At 46.4% G+C, this 19,504-nt stretch carries 13 protein-coding genes, 2 tRNA genes and 1 riboswitch; of the genes, 6 read left to right on the top strand and 9 right to left on the bottom strand.

The window, feature by feature from the left end; all coding sequences use genetic code 11:
- The first annotated feature begins 151 nt into the window (after positions 1-151).
- Positions 152-4,675, top strand: a complete 4,524-nt coding sequence (gene gltB / locus D0C36_RS05280; protein WP_117390501.1) for a glutamate synthase large subunit — start codon at positions 152-154, stop codon at positions 4,673-4,675.
- Between the two features lie 8 nt (positions 4,676-4,683).
- The gene (locus D0C36_RS05275) at positions 4,684-6,174 is read left to right on the top strand and encodes a glutamate synthase subunit beta (protein ID WP_117390500.1); all 1,491 of its coding nucleotides are present in this window, start codon (positions 4,684-4,686) and stop codon (positions 6,172-6,174) included.
- A 25-nt stretch (positions 6,175-6,199) separates the two neighbouring features.
- Here D0C36_RS05275 and D0C36_RS24485 read toward each other — a convergent pair whose 3' ends face one another.
- The 3 genes from D0C36_RS24485 to D0C36_RS05265 form a co-directional block, all read right to left on the bottom strand.
- The gene (locus D0C36_RS24485; protein WP_158557081.1) at positions 6,200-6,370 is read right to left on the bottom strand and encodes a hypothetical protein; all 171 of its coding nucleotides are present in this window, start codon (positions 6,368-6,370) and stop codon (positions 6,200-6,202) included.
- 174 nt (positions 6,371-6,544) lie between these two features.
- The gene (locus D0C36_RS05270) at positions 6,545-7,696 is read right to left on the bottom strand and encodes an acyl-CoA dehydrogenase family protein (protein WP_117390499.1); all 1,152 of its coding nucleotides are present in this window, start codon (positions 7,694-7,696) and stop codon (positions 6,545-6,547) included.
- A 28-nt stretch (positions 7,697-7,724) separates the two neighbouring features.
- On the bottom strand, positions 7,725-9,320 hold the full coding sequence (locus D0C36_RS05265; protein ID WP_117390498.1) for an acyl-CoA carboxylase subunit beta: 1,596 nt from the start codon (positions 9,318-9,320) through the stop codon (positions 7,725-7,727).
- A 203-nt stretch (positions 9,321-9,523) separates the two neighbouring features.
- Here D0C36_RS05265 and D0C36_RS05260 point away from each other — a divergent pair, with 203 nt between their 5' ends.
- Positions 9,524-11,509, top strand: a complete 1,986-nt coding sequence (locus D0C36_RS05260; RefSeq protein WP_117390497.1) for a PAS domain-containing sensor histidine kinase — start codon at positions 9,524-9,526, stop codon at positions 11,507-11,509.
- Between the two features lie 3 nt (positions 11,510-11,512).
- Here the strand turns inward: D0C36_RS05260 and D0C36_RS05255 are convergent, their stop codons facing one another.
- The 5 genes from D0C36_RS05255 to D0C36_RS05235 all read right to left on the bottom strand — a co-directional run bounded on the left by D0C36_RS05255 (position 11,513) and on the right by D0C36_RS05235 (position 16,567).
- Positions 11,513-11,959 carry a MarR family winged helix-turn-helix transcriptional regulator gene (locus D0C36_RS05255; protein WP_117390496.1) on the bottom strand — a complete coding sequence of 149 codons (447 nt, stop codon included), beginning with the start codon at positions 11,957-11,959 and terminating at the stop codon, positions 11,513-11,515.
- Between the two features lie 2 nt (positions 11,960-11,961).
- Complete coding sequence (locus tag D0C36_RS05250) at positions 11,962-12,381, bottom strand: EVE domain-containing protein (protein WP_117390495.1); 420 nt, start codon at positions 12,379-12,381, stop codon at positions 11,962-11,964.
- Positions 12,381-12,752, bottom strand: a complete 372-nt coding sequence (locus D0C36_RS05245; protein ID WP_117390494.1) for a VOC family protein — start codon at positions 12,750-12,752, stop codon at positions 12,381-12,383. The genes D0C36_RS05250 and D0C36_RS05245 overlap by 1 nt, the downstream gene beginning before the upstream one ends.
- A gap of 165 nt (positions 12,753-12,917) precedes the next feature.
- On the bottom strand, positions 12,918-15,194 hold the full coding sequence (gene katG, locus D0C36_RS05240; RefSeq protein WP_117390493.1) for a catalase/peroxidase HPI: 2,277 nt from the start codon (positions 15,192-15,194) through the stop codon (positions 12,918-12,920).
- Positions 15,195-15,436: 242 nt separating this feature from the next.
- The gene (locus D0C36_RS05235) at positions 15,437-16,567 is read right to left on the bottom strand and encodes a cysteine desulfurase family protein (RefSeq protein ID WP_117390492.1); all 1,131 of its coding nucleotides are present in this window, start codon (positions 16,565-16,567) and stop codon (positions 15,437-15,439) included.
- Positions 16,568-16,639: 72 nt separating this feature from the next.
- Positions 16,640-16,749, bottom strand: a riboswitch (SAM riboswitch).
- 345 nt (positions 16,750-17,094) lie between these two features.
- Between D0C36_RS05235 and D0C36_RS05230 the strand changes: the two genes are divergently transcribed.
- From D0C36_RS05230 to D0C36_RS05220, 3 genes are all read left to right on the top strand, one after another.
- Positions 17,095-17,165, top strand: a tRNA-Cys gene (locus D0C36_RS05230).
- A gap of 18 nt (positions 17,166-17,183) precedes the next feature.
- Positions 17,184-17,255 (top strand) — tRNA-Cys (locus D0C36_RS05225).
- 172 nt (positions 17,256-17,427) lie between these two features.
- Positions 17,428-18,114, top strand: coding sequence for a hypothetical protein (locus D0C36_RS05220; protein WP_147321936.1), 687 nt, complete (start codon positions 17,428-17,430; stop codon positions 18,112-18,114).
- A gap of 47 nt (positions 18,115-18,161) precedes the next feature.
- Here the strand turns inward: D0C36_RS05220 and D0C36_RS05215 are convergent, their stop codons facing one another.
- Positions 18,162-19,478, bottom strand: coding sequence for an OmpA family protein (locus D0C36_RS05215; RefSeq protein WP_117390490.1), 1,317 nt, complete (start codon positions 19,476-19,478; stop codon positions 18,162-18,164).
- Positions 19,479-19,504: the final 26 nt, after the last annotated feature.

The following is a 19,504-nucleotide window of genomic DNA, read 5'->3' as shown; positions in this document are numbered from 1 at the left end:
AAGTATATGATTTTTGTCGACTTAATAAATTTCTTTCATTAAAAACCTGTTGTTTTAGATATTTTGAAAAAATAATGCATAATATTATGAAAAAATGATAATTTTCGTAATTTCGTTATTACCACTGATTATAAACGACAGGTAAAAAGGTATGGATCAAAGTGAATGCAACCAGCAGGGTTTGTATAGGCCCGAATTTGAACACGACTCTTGTGGAACAGGTTTTATAACCCATATAAACGGACATAAATCGCACGCTATTGTTAGCGATGCCTTAACCATGTTAGAGAACATGGAGCACCGCGGTGCCTGTGGCTGTGACCCCGAAAGCGGCGACGGTGCCGGTATTCTTATCCAACTTCCGCATGAATTTTTGATGGAAGAATGTTCTGACCTGGAAATCAGTTTACCTGAGCCGGGTGAGTACGGTGTGGGTATGATGTTCCTGCCAAAAGAGCCTTCATTAAAAAAAGCATGCCGCAAAATTATTGCTGCAGCTACCGAGAAGCTTGGTTTTGAAACCCTGGGTTTCCGCAAGTTAAATGTAAACTCATCTGTAATAGGTGAGACTGCACGCCAGGCCGAGCCTGACAGCGAGCAAATATTTGTTGCACGCCCCCGCGGTATTGTTAATGCCGATGATTTTGAGCGCAAACTTTATGTACTGCGCCGCTATATCAATAAAACCGTTCTGGAAACGGTTCCTGCAGCAGGCGAGCATTTTTACTTCACCTCGTTCTCTTGCAAAACCATTATTTACAAAGGCCAGGTAACTACTTACCAACTGCGTAAATACTTTACAGACCTTGCCGATCCGCGTGTTACATCGGGCTTAGCTTTGATCCACTCGCGTTTCTCAACCAATACTTTCCCGTCATGGAAACTGGCGCAGCCGTTCCGCTTAATTGCGCACAACGGCGAGATCAATACGCTTACCGGTAACCTTAACTGGTTCTACTCTGGCGTAAAATCATTTGCATCAGCCTATTTCACTAATGAGGAAATGGAGATGTTGCTGCCTGTTATCGATAACAACCAATCTGACTCTGCCTGTTTAGATAACATCATTGAGGTATTGTTGCACACCGGCCGTTCATTACCACACGTAATGATGATGCTGATCCCCGAAGCATGGGATGGCAACGAGCAAATGGATCCGGTTAAAAAGGCGTTCTACGAGTACCATGCTACTTTGATGGAGCCATGGGATGGCCCTGCCGCTATCAGCTTTACCGATGGTAAAAAAGTAGGTGCTGTGCTTGACCGTAACGGTCTTCGTCCGCTGCGTTTTGTGATCACTAATGATGGCCGTGTAATTGCCGCATCTGAAGCAGGTACGCTTAAGATAGACGAGAGCACTGTTGTACGCAAAGGCCGTTTACAGCCGGGTAAAATGTTGCTGATTGATACCGAACAAGGTAAGATCATCACCGACGAAGAAATCAAAAAAGAAATTACCGGCCAGCAGCCTTACGGCAACTGGTTAGAGAACTATAAAATACAATTAGGCGACCTGCCCGAGCCGCGTGTATCATTCGCCAGTTTAACTGCCGACTCTGTTTACCGTTACCAGCAGGTATTTGGCTACAGCCGCGAAGACATTGATACCATTATCAAATCAATGGCTTTAGATGGTAAAGAGCCGATCGGCTCGATGGGTACCGATGTGCCTTTGGCCATATTGTCTGATAAACCTCAGCACCTGTCAAGCTACTTTAAGCAGTTTTTTGCCCAGGTAACCAATCCGCCTATCGACCCAATTCGTGAGCGTTTGGTAATGAGTTTGGCTACCTTCATCGGTAACAACGGTAACCTGCTGGATGAGGATAAAATGCACTGCCATTGCGTTGTGCTGAATCACCCGATATTGAAGAACCACCAGTTAGAAAAACTGCGTTCGATAGATACCGGTCTGTTCCACGCTAAAACACTGCAAACTTATTACAACGCCGATGGTAACCCGGGCTCAATGGAGAAAGGTATAGCAAGGCTTTGCCGCTATGCTGAGGATGCTGTTGACGATGGTTTTGAGGTATTGATACTAAGCGACCGTGCTATCGACTCTGAACACGCACCTATCCCGATGTTATTGGCAGTATCTGCCGTGCATCATCACCTGATCAGAAAAGGCCGCCGTGGTGCGGTAGGTATTGTTGCTGAGACCGGCGATGTTTGGGAAGTACACCACTTTGCTACTTTGTTAGCATTCGGTGCTACAGCTATCAACCCTTACCTGGCGCTTTCAACTATCGAAACGCTGAAAAACGAAGGTAAGTTAGATACCAGCTTAGATCTTAAATCGCTTTACAAAAACTACGTAAAATCGGTTAATGATGGCTTGTTGAAGATCTTCTCTAAAATGGGTATCTCAACCTTGCAATCATACCATGGCTCGCAGGTATTTGAGATCTTAGGTTTGAACCAGGAAGTGGTTGATAAATATTTTGCCGGCGCCGTAACCCGTATTGAAGGTTTAGGGCTTGATGAAATAGCTAAAGAATCGCTTTGTAAACATAAAACAGGCTTTAACGCGCCAAAAACCGAAACGCATTTACTGCCAGAAGGTGGTATTTACCAGTGGAAACGCCGCGGCGAAGCGCACTTGTTCAATCCAACAACGGTTCACTTGCTGCAGCACGCAACGCGCAGCAACAGCTACCAGGTTTACAAAAACTATGCGGCTGCCATTAACGAGCAAACAGAGAAACATTATACCATCCGCGGCTTGTTGGATTTTGCGCATCACCGCGAATCGATAAGCATTGATGAGGTTGAACCGATAGAGAACATCATGAAGCGTTTTGCTACAGGTGCCATGTCGTTCGGCTCTATCTCGCACGAGGCGCACAGCACCATGGCTATTGCCATGAACCGTATAGGCGGTAAAAGTAATACCGGCGAGGGTGGCGAGGATGAAATGCGCTACGATAAACTGCCAAACGGCGACTCGATGCGCTCTGCCATTAAGCAAATTGCATCAGCACGTTTTGGTGTTACCTCGCATTACTTAACCAATGCCGATGAGTTACAGATAAAAATGGCGCAGGGCGCAAAACCGGGCGAAGGCGGCCAGCTGCCGGGCCACAAGGTTGACGACTGGATTGCAAAAACCCGTCACTCTACTCCGGGTGTTGGTTTGATCTCTCCGCCGCCGCACCATGATATTTACTCTATCGAAGACTTAGCCCAGCTGATCTTCGATTTGAAGAATGCTAACCGCGACGCACGTATCAACGTTAAGCTGGTGTCAAAAGCCGGTGTAGGTACCATTGCAGCGGGTGTGGCAAAAGCCCACGCCGATGTAATTCTGGTTGCCGGATATGACGGTGGTACCGGTGCATCGCCAATAAGCTCTATTAAACACGCAGGCTTGCCTTGGGAACTTGGTTTAGCCGAAGCACACCAGACACTGGTACGTAACAAACTGCGCAGCCGTGTGGTGTTGCAAACTGATGGTCAGCTAAAAACCGGTCGCGACCTTGCCATTGCAACCCTGATGGGTGCAGAGGAGTGGGGTGTGGCTACTGCAGCACTTGTTGCCGGCGGTTGTATCATGATGCGTAAATGTCACTTAAACACCTGCCCTGTAGGTGTGGCAACGCAAGATCCTGAACTGAGAAAGTTGTTCAGCGGCAGCCCGGATCATGTTGTGAACCTGTTCCGCTTTATGGCAGAGGAGTTGCGCGAAATTATGGCCGAGTTGGGTTTCCGTACCATCAATGAAATGGTAGGCCGTGTGCAGTTCCTTAAAGTAAGAGAGAACCTGCAAAGTTGGAAAGCAAAAACAGTTAACCTGTCGGCTATCCTGCATCCGGTGAATACCGCTAAAGGCAGCACGCTTTACAACAGCGAGAAACAAGATCATGGTATGGATGCCATTATAGACTGGCAATTGTTTGAGCATGCAAAACCTGCCCTGGCAGATAAAACACCGGTGTTTGGCACTTTTGATGTGAAAAACGTTGACCGTACCATCGGTACCCTTTTGTCAAACGAAATATCTAAGGTTTACGGTTCTGCCGGATTGCCTGATAATACCATCAACTACAAATTCAAAGGCTCTGCCGGTCAAAGCTTTGGTGCTTTCAATACAAAAGGTGTTTCTTTTGAACTGGAAGGTGAAGCGAATGACTATGTAGGTAAAGGCCTATCGGGTGCGCAGTTAGCCATCTATCCTGATGCTACAGCTAAGTTTACGCCAGAGGAGAACATCATCATTGGTAACGTAGCGCTTTACGGTGCTACCAGCGGCGAACTTTACGTTCGCGGTATGGCCGGTGAGCGTTTTGCAGTACGTAACTCGGGTGCTACCACAGTTGTTGAAGGTATTGGCGACCACGGTTGCGAGTACATGACCGGTGGCCGTGCACTTATCCTTGGCGAAACAGGCCGCAACTTTGCAGCAGGTATGAGCGGTGGTATTGCATGGGTGTACAACCCTAACGGCACCTTCGCTGCCAACTGTAATACCGAGATGGTTGACCTTGATCCGCTATCTGTTAAAGACGAAGAGCAAATTAAAGCCCTGCTTAAAAAGCATATCAACCTAACCGGTAGTAAAGTGGCGCAGGACATCCTGAAAAACTGGGATAAAGCATCATCACAGTTTGTGAAAGTATTCCCTAAAGAGTACAAAAAAGTGTTAGAAAAATTAGAGTATCAAACCGTAAGCTAAATTATATAATGGGAAAAGTTACAGGATTTCAGGAATATGGCAGGGAACTCCCGCAAAAAACGCCAGTTGCCGAAAGGGTAAAAAATTATAATGAGTTTGTTGGTTTGTATCCTGATGAAAAATTAAACCAGCAATCGGCACGCTGCATGAACTGCGGTATCCCGTTCTGCCATAGCGGTTGTCCGCTGGGCAACGTTATCCCCGAGTTTAATGATGCGGTTTACCGCAAAAGCTGGGAAGAAGCGTACCAGATACTATCGTCAACAAATAACTTCCCCGAGTTTACCGGCCGTATATGCCCTGCACCGTGCGAATCTGCCTGTGTGTTAGGTATCAACAAGCCACCGGTAGCTATCGAGGAAATTGAAAAACATATCATAGAGATAGCCTACTCAAAAAACCTGGTTAAACCGGTTGCACCGCTTATCAAAACAGGTAAAACTGTTGCGGTGGTAGGTTCCGGCCCTGCGGGACTGGCTGCTGCTGCGCAACTGAGCAAAGCAGGCCATACCGTTACCGTGTTTGAACGCGACGACCGCCCGGGTGGTTTGCTGCGCTACGGTATCCCTGATTTTAAACTGGAGAAATGGGTGATAGACCGCCGTATCCAGATCATGGAAGAGGATGGCATTGAATTTAGATGCAATGTTGAAGTAGGTAAAGATATTGCTGCCGATGAGATAGCGCGCAATTACGATGCAGTGGTTTTGGCCGGTGGCTCAACCATTCCGCGTAACCTGCCTATACCGGGCCGCGAATTGAAAGGTGTTCACTTTGCAATGGATTTCCTGAAACAACAAAACAAACGCGTGAGCAGCATTGAAGTTACTGCCGAAGATATTTTTGCTACTGATAAAGATGTAGTGGTAATTGGCGGTGGCGATACCGGCAGCGACTGCGTGGGTACCTCAAACCGCCAGGGTGCACGTTCTGTAAAACAGTTTGAAGTGATGGTACAGCCGCCAAGCGAGCGTACGGCGCATATGCCATGGCCAACTTACCCAATGCTGTTAAAGACCACCAGCTCGCACGAGGAAGGCGCAGAGCGTTTTTGGGGTGTGAATACCAAAGAGTTTATTGGTGATGAGAACGGCGAACTAAAAGCCCTTAAAGTGAGCGACGTGAGCTGGGAGATAGATGTGATGGGCCGCCCAATGAAATTTAGCGAGGTAGAAGGTAGTGAGAGAGAAATTCCTTGTCAGCGTGTATTCCTGGCAATGGGCTTTGTTAACCCGCAGTTTGATGGCGCTTTGGAGCAATTAGGTGTTGAGCTTGATGAGCGCAAAAATGTTAAAGCCCGCGAAGGCATCTACCGCACCAATGTGAGCAAAGTATTTGCGGCAGGCGATATGCGCCGCGGACAGTCACTGGTAGTTTGGGCCATCTCAGAAGGCCGCGAAGCTGCCCGTAAAGTAGACGAGTTTTTAATGGGACACTCAAACCTGGAAAGTAAAGATGCAGTGAACCAGTTTGACCAGGTGTTTTATCAGCAGGTATAACCTGCACTTAGGTTGCCAGTAATAGTTAACCGTTTATAAACCCAAACCCTTTCCGGTAAAATGGCGAGGGTTTTTTATTGGGTTTTGGTAGAAGCGGCACACGCGACACGCGTGCGGTGAGAATTAAAGCAAGTTCACAAGGATGCGCCATCGGCGCAAAAGGTCGGTAGAAAAGAAAATCAAATGCTACTTGCATGCCGTAGGTATGCAACTTCTCATGTATCGCACCTGACGGAGCGGTTTTCTATTTACGTAAAAATTCTACCGACCTTAAACCCCTACGGGGTTAATGTAAAGAGCCGCTATCATTTAATGATAATGGCTCTTATAAATTGGCTGAATTTCTACCACCGCACAACTGCTGCTAAAACTATTCTTCCAACAGCAACCTCGAAATAACAACTTTCTGTATCTCAGATGTGCCTTCGCCAATGGTGCAAAGCTTAGCATCACGGTAGAATTTCTCTGCGGGATAATCTTTGGTATAGCCGTAGCCGCCGTGGATCTGTACGCCCTCGTTGGCTACCTCTACACAAATTTCTGATGCATAGTATTTAGCCATAGCAGCTACCTTTGTACATTTTTCACCACTGTCTTTCTGGTGTCCAGCCTTGCGGATCAATAGCTCGGCAGCTTCTATTTTAGTAGCCATATCCGCCAGTTTAAAAGCAATAGCCTGGAACTGTGAGATAGGCTTTCCAAACTGCTCGCGCTCTTTTGAGTAAGCAATGGCGGCTTTATAAGCGCCATGTGCAATACCTAAAGATAAAGCCGCAATAGAGATACGGCCGCCATCCAATACTTTTAATGATTGGATGAAGCCATCGCCAACCTCACCCAAAACATTGGTATCTTGCACGCGGCAATTATCAAAGAACAGGCAGGCAGTTTCTGATGCACGCATGCCCATCTTGTTCTCTTTTTTACCTGCGGTAAAGCCCGGCGTGCCTTTTTCAACCACAAAGGCCGTCATGCCATGCGAGTCGCCTTTTTCGCCTGTACGGACGATAACCACGGCTACATCGCCGCTGATAGCATGGGTGATGAAGTTTTTAGAGCCGTTAAGGATCCAGTGGTCGCCGTCTTTAACGGCAATGGTACTCATGCCGCCGGCATCAGAGCCGGTGCCGGTCTCCGTAAGGCCCCAGGCACCCAGCCATTGGCCGGTAGCCAGTTTTGGCAGATATTTCTGTTTCTGCTCCTCGTTACCAAACATTAAGATATGGTTGGTGCAAAGCGAATTGTGCGCAGCAAGCGACAGGCCGATAGAGCCGCAAACCTGCGCAATCTCGTCAATAACGGTAATGTAGGTCTGGTAATCTAAGCCGCTGCCACCGTATTGCTCGGGCACCAAAACGCCCATAAAGCCGTACTCACCAAGCTGGTGGAATAACTCTTTAGGGAAAAACTGGCGCTCATCCCAATCCATAATATGGGGGCGGATGAATTGCTCAGCAAACTCGCGTGCGCTTTGCTTTATCATAGCCAACTGCTCGTCGGCTGTAGTGTCGTGGAAGTTCATAATTTGGTTTATAATTGGTCAGTAAAAATCAGGTTTGTATAACGCCAACATTGTAGCGTTCGGTGATAGGGGAATGGTTGGCCGCCTCAATGCCCATTGATATAATTTTGCGGGTTTCCAGCGGGTCTATTACACCGTCTGTCCATAAGCGGGCCGCGCCGTAGTATGGACTTAGCTCGTTATTATATTTCTGTGTGATCTCATCCAGTAGTTCCTTTTCTTTCTCAGGATCAACCTCAATGCCTTTGCTTTTAAGTGCTGCTTCCTGTATCTGCAGTAAGGTCTTAGCAGCTGATGCACCGCTCATTACGGCCATTTGTCCGGTTACCCAGCTGTAGATAAGCCTCGGGTCATAAGCCTTACCACACATGGCGTAGTTGCCTGCACCATAAGAGTTGCCCACAATAAACGTGAACTTAGGTACTACAGAATTGGCCATTGCCGATACCATTTTGGCACCATCTTTTATAATGCCGCCATGCTCAGACCGGCTGCCAACCATAAATCCGCTTACGTCCTGCAGGAAAACCAGTGGTATTTTCTGCTGATTGCAATTCATGATAAAACGGGCCGCTTTATCTGCCGAGTCGGAGTAAATAACGCCGCCCATCTGCATTTCGCCTTTTTTAGATTTTACCATTTTACGTTGGTTGGCAACAATGCCAACCGCCCAGCCGTTCACGCGGCCTAAGCCGCAGATAATGGTTTGCCCATAGAGCTCTTTGTATTGCTCAAACTCCGAGTTATCAACCAGTCGATCGATTATCTCCAGCATGTCATAAGGCTTGGTGCGATCTTCAGGGACAATGCTGTAGATCTCGGTAGGTTTCTTTTTAGGCAGGATAGGCTCTGCATGGTCAAAACCGGCTTTATCATTGTGGCCCATCTTATCGAAAACTTTTTTAATGGCATCCAGGCAAGCTGCATCATCAGGGTATTTGTTATCAGTAACACCCGAGATCTCTGAGTGCGTGCTTGCACCGCCCAGTGTTTCGTTATCAACCGTTTCGCCAATGGCCGATTTCACGAGGTATGATCCCGCCAGGAAAACTGAGCCGGTACCCTCAACAATAAAAGCATAGTCGGACATGATGGGTAAATAAGCACCACCAGCCACACAACTACCCATAATAGCCGATACCTGCACCACACCCATTGACGACATGCGGGCATTGTTCCTGAAAATGCGGCCAAAGTGTTCCTTATCGGGGAAAACCTCATCCTGCATCGGCAAAAAAACACCGGCGCTATCTACCAGGTAAATAATAGGGATGCGGTTCTCCATGGCAATTTCCTGCGCACGCAGAATTTTCTTGGCTGTGATAGGGAACCACGCGCCAGCCTTAACAGTGGCATCGTTTGATACAATAACGCAAAGGCGACCCTTTACATAGCCCATCACGGTAACCACACCGCCCCCGGGGCAACCACCTTCATCGGCGTACATGCCATCGCCGGCAAAAGCGCCAATCTCAAGCTGTTCGGTGCCTTTGTCAACAAGGTAGTCGATACGCTCGCGGGCGGTCATTTTGCCTTTGGCTTTGTGGGCCTCTGTTTTTTTGGGGCCGCCACCAAGTTTTACTTTCTCAAGCCGTTGCGATAATTCGGTAAGCAAATGGTTCATTAGTACTGGTTTTATTAGATAACGCCAAATTAGGAAAAATACTATGCATGCATAGTATTTTTAAAAAGAAAATTTCAAACTTTTTGTTTTGTTAGATGTAAAAGTCAACACATCAGAGCTTTTAGTGCTATGAATAAACAAAGCAAGCGGGTATTTGTAATAGGTATAAGGCATGCAGATTTTTGCCTTAAGCTCAAATAATTATGCTCTCAGATCACCAACTTATCCAAATACTCACCCGCTCTAAAGATGCCACAGCAATTTATGACACGGCTGACCTGCGGATAAGTTTTGTGAACGATGCCATGCTGGCAATTTGGGGTAAGGATGACAGTATTATAGGGGAAGTATTTGAACAAGCGCTGCCCGAAACCATCGATCAGCCTTTTACTGCAATATTAAAACAGGTTTGGCAAACGGGCCAGCCGTATAATGCTGTAGACACAGCAGCTACGCTGGAAATTGATAACAAGCTTCAGACTTCTTATTTCGATTTTGAATATAGGCCTTTGGTAGATGCAGAGGGTAAAACCTATGCCATATTGCATACTGCCACAGATGTAACCAGTAGGGTAAATGCATGGGAGCAGGTAGAAGAGAGGCAGCTTAGAGAAGAGCAACTGATAGAGGAATTATCGGCATCAAACAATAATATGCAGGAAGCCAATGAAAACCTGTCCATCGTAAACCACGATCTTACTTTATCTAATGAGAATATAAACCGGCTCAACGCCCGTTTGCAGGAATCGGAGACGGATTTCAAGCGCTTGGTTGAGCAGGCCCCGGTTCCCATTTTAGTATTTAGGGGCGAGGATCTGGTGATAGATATTGCCAACCATGCCATGCTTGATCTGCTGGGTCGCGACGCATCCCTGATAGGTAAACCTTTGTTAGAAGGTATGCCCGAAACCGAGAGTGCAAAAGCTGTAGAGTTGTTGTTTGAAGTGTACCGCACCGGCAGATCATTTGACGGCAGCGAGGCTCCCGTGCCCATTACCCGCAACGGCGAAACCAGCACGGGCTATTTCAATTTCAGCTACCGCCCGTTGATGGATAACGGGAAGATAATAGGGGTGATGGACGTAGCTATAGAGGTGACTGAGCAGGTACTGGCTCGCAAAAAGCTGGAAGCAAACGAGCAGCGCCTGCAAAGCATACTGGATACCATGGCCGAGGGTTTGGTAATTGTGGATGTGAATTGCATCCCCACCTATGTAAATAACATGGCCCAAAACATTATGGGCATCAGTCAGGATCAATATCGCGACCGCCAATACAACGATGCCAAGTGGCAGAACTTACGCGTTGACGGCTCACCGCTGCCTGCCGAAGACCACCCAATGAACGTGGTGTTACGCACGGGCTTACCGGTGTACGACCAGGAAATAGCTGTGATTTTGGCAACAGGCGAGAAGATCTTTATCTCCATCAATGCCGCGCCAACCATAAGCGATGAAGGCGAGGTAACAGGCGGTATAGCTACCTTTACTGATGTTACCAACAGGCGTTTGATATTACAGCAGAAAGAAGATTTTATAAGCGTGGCCAGCCATGAACTGAAAACGCCCGTAACCGCATTAAAAGCATCATTACAGTTGCTGGATAAGATGCAGGAAACGATTAAGCCTGAAATGCAGGCACGCTTACTATCGCAAGCCAACCGCAGCCTGGATAAACTGAGCGACCTGATCAACAGTTTGTTGAACAGTAACCGCATCAGTCAGGGTAGGTTCCCTATCAATAAAAGGGAGTTTGCCCTCTCGCAATTGATAGATGATTGTTGCCAGCATGTGCGTACAGTAGGCAACCATGATATATTATTAAAAGGTGCGCTCGACCTGAAAATAAATGCCGATGAGCAGCTTTTAGACCAGGTAATCGTAAACCTGGTAAACAACGCTGTTAAATACGCACCCAGTTCTAAACAGATCATTATTGAGGTTGAGCATATTGAGGATAAAGCCCGAATATCTGTAACTGATTTTGGTCCAGGTATCCCTGAAAGTAAGCTGCCGTATTTGTTTGAACGGTATTACCAGGGCCAGGATGGTAACGGTGCAACCTTCTCGGGCCTTGGCCTGGGTTTGTACATCTGTGCCGAGATCATCCACAAACATGGCGGTAAGATAGGGGTAGAGAGCCAACAGGGCAAAGGCAGTACTTTTTGGTTTACGCTGCCGCTGATTTAAGAGTTATTTGATCAGCCTTGTGAGCAGATCGTCAAATACAGTTTTGTCTTTAAACACATTTTTGAAGAACACATCATCTACTTGCTTAACAATTTGATATGCCTCTTTTAGTGTTTGAGTGCCTTTTTTTGTAATTTTTAACTGTTTGGCGCGACTATCATCCGGGTCTTTTACTCTTTCTAAAAATTGCTTTTTCTCTAAGGTTATCAAAACTTTAGAGGTCATCATTTTATCGGTGTTGGCGTAATCTGCTAATTGTTGCTGGGTAACGGTTTGCTGTTTTTGGCTCAGCCAATACAAACCCGCCATTAACGAGAACTGGGTAAGCGTAAGCCCCATTTTGCCGAGCGCCCTGTTCATGTTCAGCTGCCATTGCATAGTAACCTGCCAAAGCAGATACCCGCTGTTCTCTTCCGGTTCTTTGTATGAAAATACTTTTTCTGTATCCATTTTTATTTATGCATGTGTGATATGATCAGGTCAAAATCATGCTGATTGATCTCAAAGAAACCTGTTCTGAAGATATATCCCCATTTTTCTTTCACTTTGATAAACTCAAGATCATCAATTAAAGGCCTTATCTCTGCTTCCTTAACCTGCTCGTATGTTGCCTTGCGCCGATACGGTTTAAAGGTTGATGTCATTTCATGCTGAAAAATATCGTCATCAGTTAATGTAGCCAATGCAACAAAGCGCTGGCACAATTCCTTTTGCCCGATACCCATTTTTGAAGCGTAATATAAAACCTTGTGGCCTGCTGCCATTCTTTTTAATGGCGCATTTTTGCCATGATTAACCTGCACAATGCCGGCCTTTTCGCCATCAAGGGCGTGGTCACGCGAGGTGACCACCACCCAAAATCTTGTTGCCATTAGTCTTCTTTTGTTTCCTGTAAAGTTATGGAATAGCCATCAGGATCTGCTATTACCAGTATCCTGCCGAACGGGGTAGGGTGGATATCTTTAACGATAGATATTTTCTCTCCGTTCTTCTCCAGAAAAGTATCCAGGTTACCTATACCAAACCATACCGCGACTCCCCAACCCAACAGGTTTGCTTTAGATAATTCTATCATTGGTTTCCTAATAGCGAAGGCCGCACCGCTCTTTTGCTCAAATACAATAGCATCCGGCGGCGATTTTTCCACTTGTTTAAAGCCTAAGACTTCTGAATAGAATTTTCCTGATACTTCAAGATCGCTCACCTGGAGCGAAACGAAACTAAGTTGTGTTGGATTTGACATGATTATAAATTTAGTAGTTACGACTACTAAATTAGATAAAAGAGTTTCAGATACACTATTTCTATGGTCATACTTACATCACATTTGTAACGAAGGAAAATCAAATTGAAAAGAAAAGGCCAAAGCATTATGCTTTGGCCTTTATAGTTTAAGCTTTTCAGAAGCTTATTTTTTCACATCAAACCTGTCCAGGTTGGTGATCTTGGTCCATACGGCAACAAAATCCTTTACGAATTTTTGTTGGGCATCGGCGGCAGCATAAACTTCTGCCACGGCACGCAGCTCAGAGTTTGAGCCGAAAACCAGGTCGGCACGGGTGCCTGTCCATTTGGTTTGGCCGGTGGCGCGGTCATTACCATTGTAGGTTTCGCGGTCTTGCGATGCCGCTTTCCACTCGGTACCCATATCCAGCAGATTTGTAAACCAATCGTTGGTCAGCTGGCCGGGGCGAGAGGTGAATACACCGTTGTTTGAGCCATCGTGGTTAATGTTCAGCACTTTTAAGCCCCCCATCAGCACGGTCAATTCCGGTGCGGTAAGGGTAAGCAATTGTGCTTTATCTACCAATAATTCTTCGGTAGATGCTCTTAACCTGCCTTTGCGGTAGTTACGGAAACCATCAGTTTGTGGCTCAAGGTAACCGAATGATTCCACATCAGTTTGTTCCTGCGTAGCATCAGCGCGACCGGCAGTGAACGGAACTTTTACTGATGTACCTGCATCTGCCGCAGCTTTTTCGATACCTGCGTTACCTGCAATGATGATCAGATCGGCCAGTGATACTTTTTTGCCGCCGCTTTGTGCGCCGTTAAAATCGTTCTGAATGCTTTCCAAAATGCTCAGCACTTTTTGTAACTGCGTAGGGTTATTCACCTGCCAGTAACGCTGAGGAGCCAAACGGATACGTGCGCCGTTTGCACCACCACGTTTATCAGAACCGCGGAAAGTTGAAGCCGAAGCCCAGGCTGTACCTACCAGTTCAGACACGCTCAAACCTGATGCAAGGATCTTTGCTTTTAATGCATCCACATCACTGTTATCAACCAGGGCATGATCAACCGCAGGGATAATATCCTGCCAAAGCAGTTCTTCCTGTGGTACATCGGTACCTAAGTACAGGGCACGCGGACCCATATCGCGGTGGGTTAATTTAAACCATGCGCGGGCAAAAGCATCTGCAAAAGCATCTGGATTATTCAGGAAATTTCTCGAGATCTTCTCGTAAGCCGGATCAAACCTTAATGAAAGGTCGGTAGTCAACATGGTAGGGCGATGCTTTTTGTTTGGGTCATAAGCATCCGGGATAATTTCCTGGTCGGTTTTGGCTACCCATTGGTGCGCGCCGGCAGGGCTTTTGGTTAATTCCCACTCAAAAGCGAAGAGGTTCTCAAAGAAGTTATTGCTCCATTGCGTAGGGGTGGTGGTCCAGGTTACTTCCAAACCACTGGTGATGGTATCCGCGCCTTTACCCGATGCGTATTTATTGCTCCAGCCAAAGCCCTGTTCTGCTAAATCAGCAGCCTCGGGTTCTTTACCAACGTTGTCTGATGATGCAGCACCGTGCGTTTTACCAAAGGTGTGGCCACCGGCAATCAAGGCAACGGTTTCTTCATCGTTCATTGCCATGCGGCCAAATGTTTCGCGTATATCGCGCGCAGCCATAATAGGGTCGGGGTTACCATCCGGACCTTCGGGGTTAACGTATATCAAACCCATGTGTGCGGCACCAAGCGGTTCTTCCAGTTTACGGCTGTGGATATCGCCGTCGGCATCCTCATCAGAAGAAACCACACCGTGACCGGCATCGCCAGGCTTACCATCTGCGTAGCGTTTATCGTTACCTAACCAGGTAGTTTCGGCACCCCAGTAAACAGACTCATCTGCTTCCCAAACATCGGCACGGCCGCCAGCAAAGCCAAAGGTTTTAAAACCCATCGATTCAAGGGCTACGTTACCGGTCAGTATCATTAAGTCGGCCCAAGATAGTTTGCGGCCATACTTTTGTTTGATAGGCCAAAGTAAACGGCGGGCTTTATCCAAACTTACGTTGTCCGGCCAGCTATTCAACGGAGCAAAACGCTGCATACCCGCACCTGCGCCGCCACGGCCATCAGTTACGCGGTAAGTACCGGCACTGTGCCATGCCATGCGGATAAACAGACCGCCGTAATGACCAAAATCTGCCGGCCACCAATCCTGCGAATCGGTCATGAGGGCATGAAGGTCTTGTTTTACAGCTTCAAGGTCGAGGCTTTTAAACTCCTCGGCGTAGTTAAAATCTTCGCCAAGCGGGTTAGTAAGCTGCGAATTTTGGCGCAAAATATTCAGTTTTAACTGATTTGGCCACCAATCGCGGTTGCGTGTACCGCCGCCGGCTGTAGTATGGTGAAGGGTTCCGTTATGAAACGGGCATTTGCTGATGTCGTTCGAATTGTTTTCCATGTTAAATTAGATTGGTTAGTTTCTGCGAATTAACAAAAGTGAAGTTAGGTGATTAACAAACACAATACCAATCGAATTTTTCGATAACGAATAGGGAAAACTTATGAGTGCTGCTGATCTGCTGGCTGAAGCCGACGGCAATGATTAAACATGGTCTATAATGTTTAATCATTGCCGTCCCATTCATGGGACGGATCTAAGAGCGGCCAAACCAATTTAGGGGATCGCGCATCCCCGATCTTTTACGCAGCTATAGGCTGCAACAAAGCAGATAACACATTTACCACTTGTTCAATTTCCTCTGCAGTGTTAAACCTGCTGAAAGAGAAACGCACCGTATTGCGGCCGGGGCGCAGTTTTAATGCCTGTAATACGTGTGAGGCTGCCCCGGTAGAACAGGCGCTACCACCGGATACTGCTATGCCTTGTTCGTCCAAACATCGCAGCAGATCATCCCCTGTGTCGGGCAAACAGACGCTTAGTACCGTGTAAAGACTTTTATCGGCCTCAAATGATCTGCCGTTGAAAGTAACATCGCTCAGGTTATTTAATAAACCATCTATCAGTTGGTTTTTGAGGTTTTGGATGTAGGTGTGATGCTCGTGCAGATCAGCGTAAGCCAGCTCTAAGGCTTTGGTTAAGCCAACAATACCGGCAATATTTTCGGTACCTGCGCGAAGCTTAGCTTCCTGGCCACCGCCGTGTAACAGTTGAGTTAGGGGAGTGCCTTTGCGGCAGTACAAAAAGCCTACACCTTTTGGTCCGTGAAATTTATGTGCCGATGCAGCAAGATAATGCACTTTCAGCTTTTGCAGATCATGCGCGTAATGCCCCATAGTTTGCACAGTATCGGTATGGAACAGGGCGTTGTATTTTTCGCATAGTTCGCCGATGGCTTCAATATCATTAAGGTTGCCTATCTCGTTATTAGCATGCATTACGCTTACAAAACTGTTTGGCTGTTGTTGCAGCAGGCTTTCCAGATGAGCAAGATCAAGCGAACCTTGCGTATCGTGGTTGATGTAGCTTATTCTTATTTTCCCTTTTTTCTCAAACTGCTCCAGCGTATGCAGTACCGCGTGATGTTCAAATTTGGTGGTGATCACGTGCTCAACACCGGCACCGTAAATAGCAGATTGGATGGCAGTGTTATCGGCCTCGGTACCGCCAGAGGTGAAGATGATCTCATCTGCGTTGGCATTTAATAGCTGCGCGATAGTTTGGCGGCAGGCATCCAAAGTGGCTTTTACCTCGCGGCCAAAAGTATGGTGTGATGATGCGTTACCAAAATGCTGCAGGTAATACGGCGTCATGGCTTCAAATACTTTTTTATCTAATGGGGTAGTGGCGGCGTTGTCGAGGTAAATTTTCATGGTGTTTAATAAATTTTATGTCTTTATAAAACTTACCAGTATGCCGTGGGCGTGGCAGCAGAGCGCTGCAATTGCTTATCTATCTCCACCTAAAGCGGAGTAGGATTTAGCACCTTTTACCATAGTTGGTACAGGTTGCTAAGACGTCGTAGGGCCATTCCCTCGGTCTTTCTGGATAAGTTTTAAAGAACGTTTCGACAGCAAATATACAAATAATATATAAAGTCTATAGTTTTTGTAGATTTTTTTTTGATTTTTCATTTTTGGTGTTTACTTTTGTCCTGTCCGATAAGAAAAACAACATGAGCATCTACGCTAAAACATCTATATCCGCTGTTAAATTAAGCTTCTCTCAAAAGCTTAGTTATTGTTGTTGTTGATCCGGCATCTATATTAAATACACTGCATTTGGTTTGATTTTTACATAACAGGTCGTTGTAAAGCGATCTATGATTCATTTTATTATTCATATACAACGCTTCTTAAGTCCCTTTCCTTTGGAGTGGGTTGGGGCAGAGGCAAATAAAGGTTAGGTGGCCGAGAGGCGAGGCACGGGTCTGCAACACCCGCTACAGCGGTTCAAATCCGCTTCTAACCTCAAATAGTTTTAAGAAAAGGCGGGGTGGCCGAGTGGTTAGGCGGGCGTCTGCAAAACGCCAAACAACGGTTCGAATCCGTTCTCACGCCTCATTTAAGTTTCTCATCTCAGGTTTATAATTGGTTACAAAGTGCCCCTGCCCATCAGGGGCCTTTGTTTTTTAGACCGCTGACCGCTGATTTTTGTGATTAATTGATTTTTATGATTTTTTCCTGGGTATGATCTTCTTGATTTGAGGATGCCCTTGATTTATCTTTACGATGTGATACCAAATAAAGACCTGTTAAACGCTGCCGTGTTGAATAATGCCGAATGGTGTAATACTATTTGCGGTGCAAAAGGCGCTGCCGGTATTTTTGATGCTGATGTGTGGCATGCGGGTGGAGCGCCACCGCAATATTATCCAAATTTGGTAACCTTAAGGGCCGATGTCTCAACTGAGCATATTGGACGTTTTGCGGAAAATTCTGATGCCGACTTTTCAATAAAGGATAGTTTTAACGACCTTGACCTTACCACTTTGAGTATGATCAAATTATTTGAGGCCGAATGGCTGCTTGCGCCAGATGTTCAAACATCTGCTACCGGTTATGAAATTGTTAGCAATGATGATGAGATAATGCAATGGCAAAATGCATGGGATAAGGATATGCCTTCCGGTTTTTTTAATGCCTCATTGCTTAAAAATGGTGATGTAAAGTTTATCGGTATAAAAAAGAATGGTGTATATATGGCCGGTGCTATCCTTAATTTAAGTAAGAATGTGGTGGGCATCTCCAATTTATTTTATGGGGATGATATACCGGGCGCGGTTAATGTCTTTTTATCCGCTTCACAGCATTTGTTTCCCGGTTTGCCTGTTGTCGGCTATTCGCGAGGCAATGAACTTGATGATTTGAAAAGCAAAGGCTGGTTGTCTTTAGGGCCGCTTTCGGTATGGGTAAAATAACAAAGCCCCATCTTGCGGATGAGGCTTGTTACTAAACACAAAATTTATCACAATTTGGTAAACTCCACACGACGGTTTTGCACACGACCGGCCTGGGTTGTGTTTGGAGCTACCGGTTTAGAATCGCCCAGTCCGGTAGTTTCTATCCTGGCGGCATCAATGTTGGCCTTCACCATAAAATCTTTAACAGCCTGTGCCCGGCTTTTCGACAGATCGAGATTGGCGGAAGCGTTACCATCGGCGCTGGTATGGCCGGTTATTTTTATGCGTACCGTCGGGTTGTCGGTCAGTACTTTTGCCATCTCGTTCAGTATCCCAAATGATTGCGGTTTGATCACATTACTGTTCACATCAAACAAGATTCCCGATGTGGTGAACGATCCTGTCTCCAACAGTTTATGCCTTGTATCGGCATTGCCGGCAGCCATCCTGATGTTGCTTACATAGTAACCTACTTCCTCATCATCATAACTGGTGTGGCCAAACTCGAAGGCTATTCTTGCTGGTTTTTTGGTTGAGTTGATGGCCTGTGGCAAGTCGAATACTTTTTTCTCATTCATCCAGATCCGCAGGCGGCTTTTTTGCACCTGTATAGCGTAGTGCACCGGCTGGTTATACATCTTACTAAAGCTATTAACGGTGGCTTTCTCGCTGCTAAATTCAGGCGTGGTACCATGGCTCTCCACCCAGGCCAATGAACCTTCTTCTTTTGGATGGATAACAAACTGGTACGATTGTTCCCCGGCGCGTTCTGATACATTACCGCTGGCGTTTTTAAAATTAACGCTGTAGTTGTTTAACAAGCGGATGGCGATATCGGGCATTACATAAACAGCTTCCTTAGCACCGAAATAGTAGATCATATCAAACTCCACGGTATAGTTATCGCCCAATTCATTTGGATTTACCGAAGTGATGGTGGTGTTTTTAAATCCGCGCAGCCATTTGCCCTGCTGTTCCGATAAAGTCATCACCTCACCGTGGCCTTTGGTGGTCCATTGCAGCGGGAACTCACCTACAGCATCCTGCGCAAAATCATCGGCATAAATTATTTTTTCGCCGGGAACAAAATCAAAACGGGAGTACGCTTTAAACTGATCCTGGTTTTGAGGAGTAGCAGGGGCAGTTGCAGTAGCAGTAGCTGCCAGGCTTGAAGGGTTTTCTGCAACAGGGGCAGGTGTTTGCTTTTCTTTCTTAGGTTTTTTCTCTAAGGCGCCGTTCACGGCACCCTCGGTGGCCTGGTCGGCTTTGCGGCCAACGGCTTCGGCGGCGGTGTTTTGTACGCGTTTTAACAGGCCACCAAACTGTGCCTTACTTGCAAACGGCACGGCCAGCATTGCAAGTATTAGTAATTTTGTTTTCATGTGTGCATTTAATTTGCTGCAAAATT

The sequence above is a fragment of the Mucilaginibacter conchicola genome, from assembly GCF_003432115.1.
In the GTDB taxonomy this organism is placed as follows: domain Bacteria; phylum Bacteroidota; class Bacteroidia; order Sphingobacteriales; family Sphingobacteriaceae; genus Mucilaginibacter; species Mucilaginibacter conchicola.
Note: the sequence above shows the minus strand (reverse complement) of the source record. Positions and strands in the feature narration are given on the sequence as shown.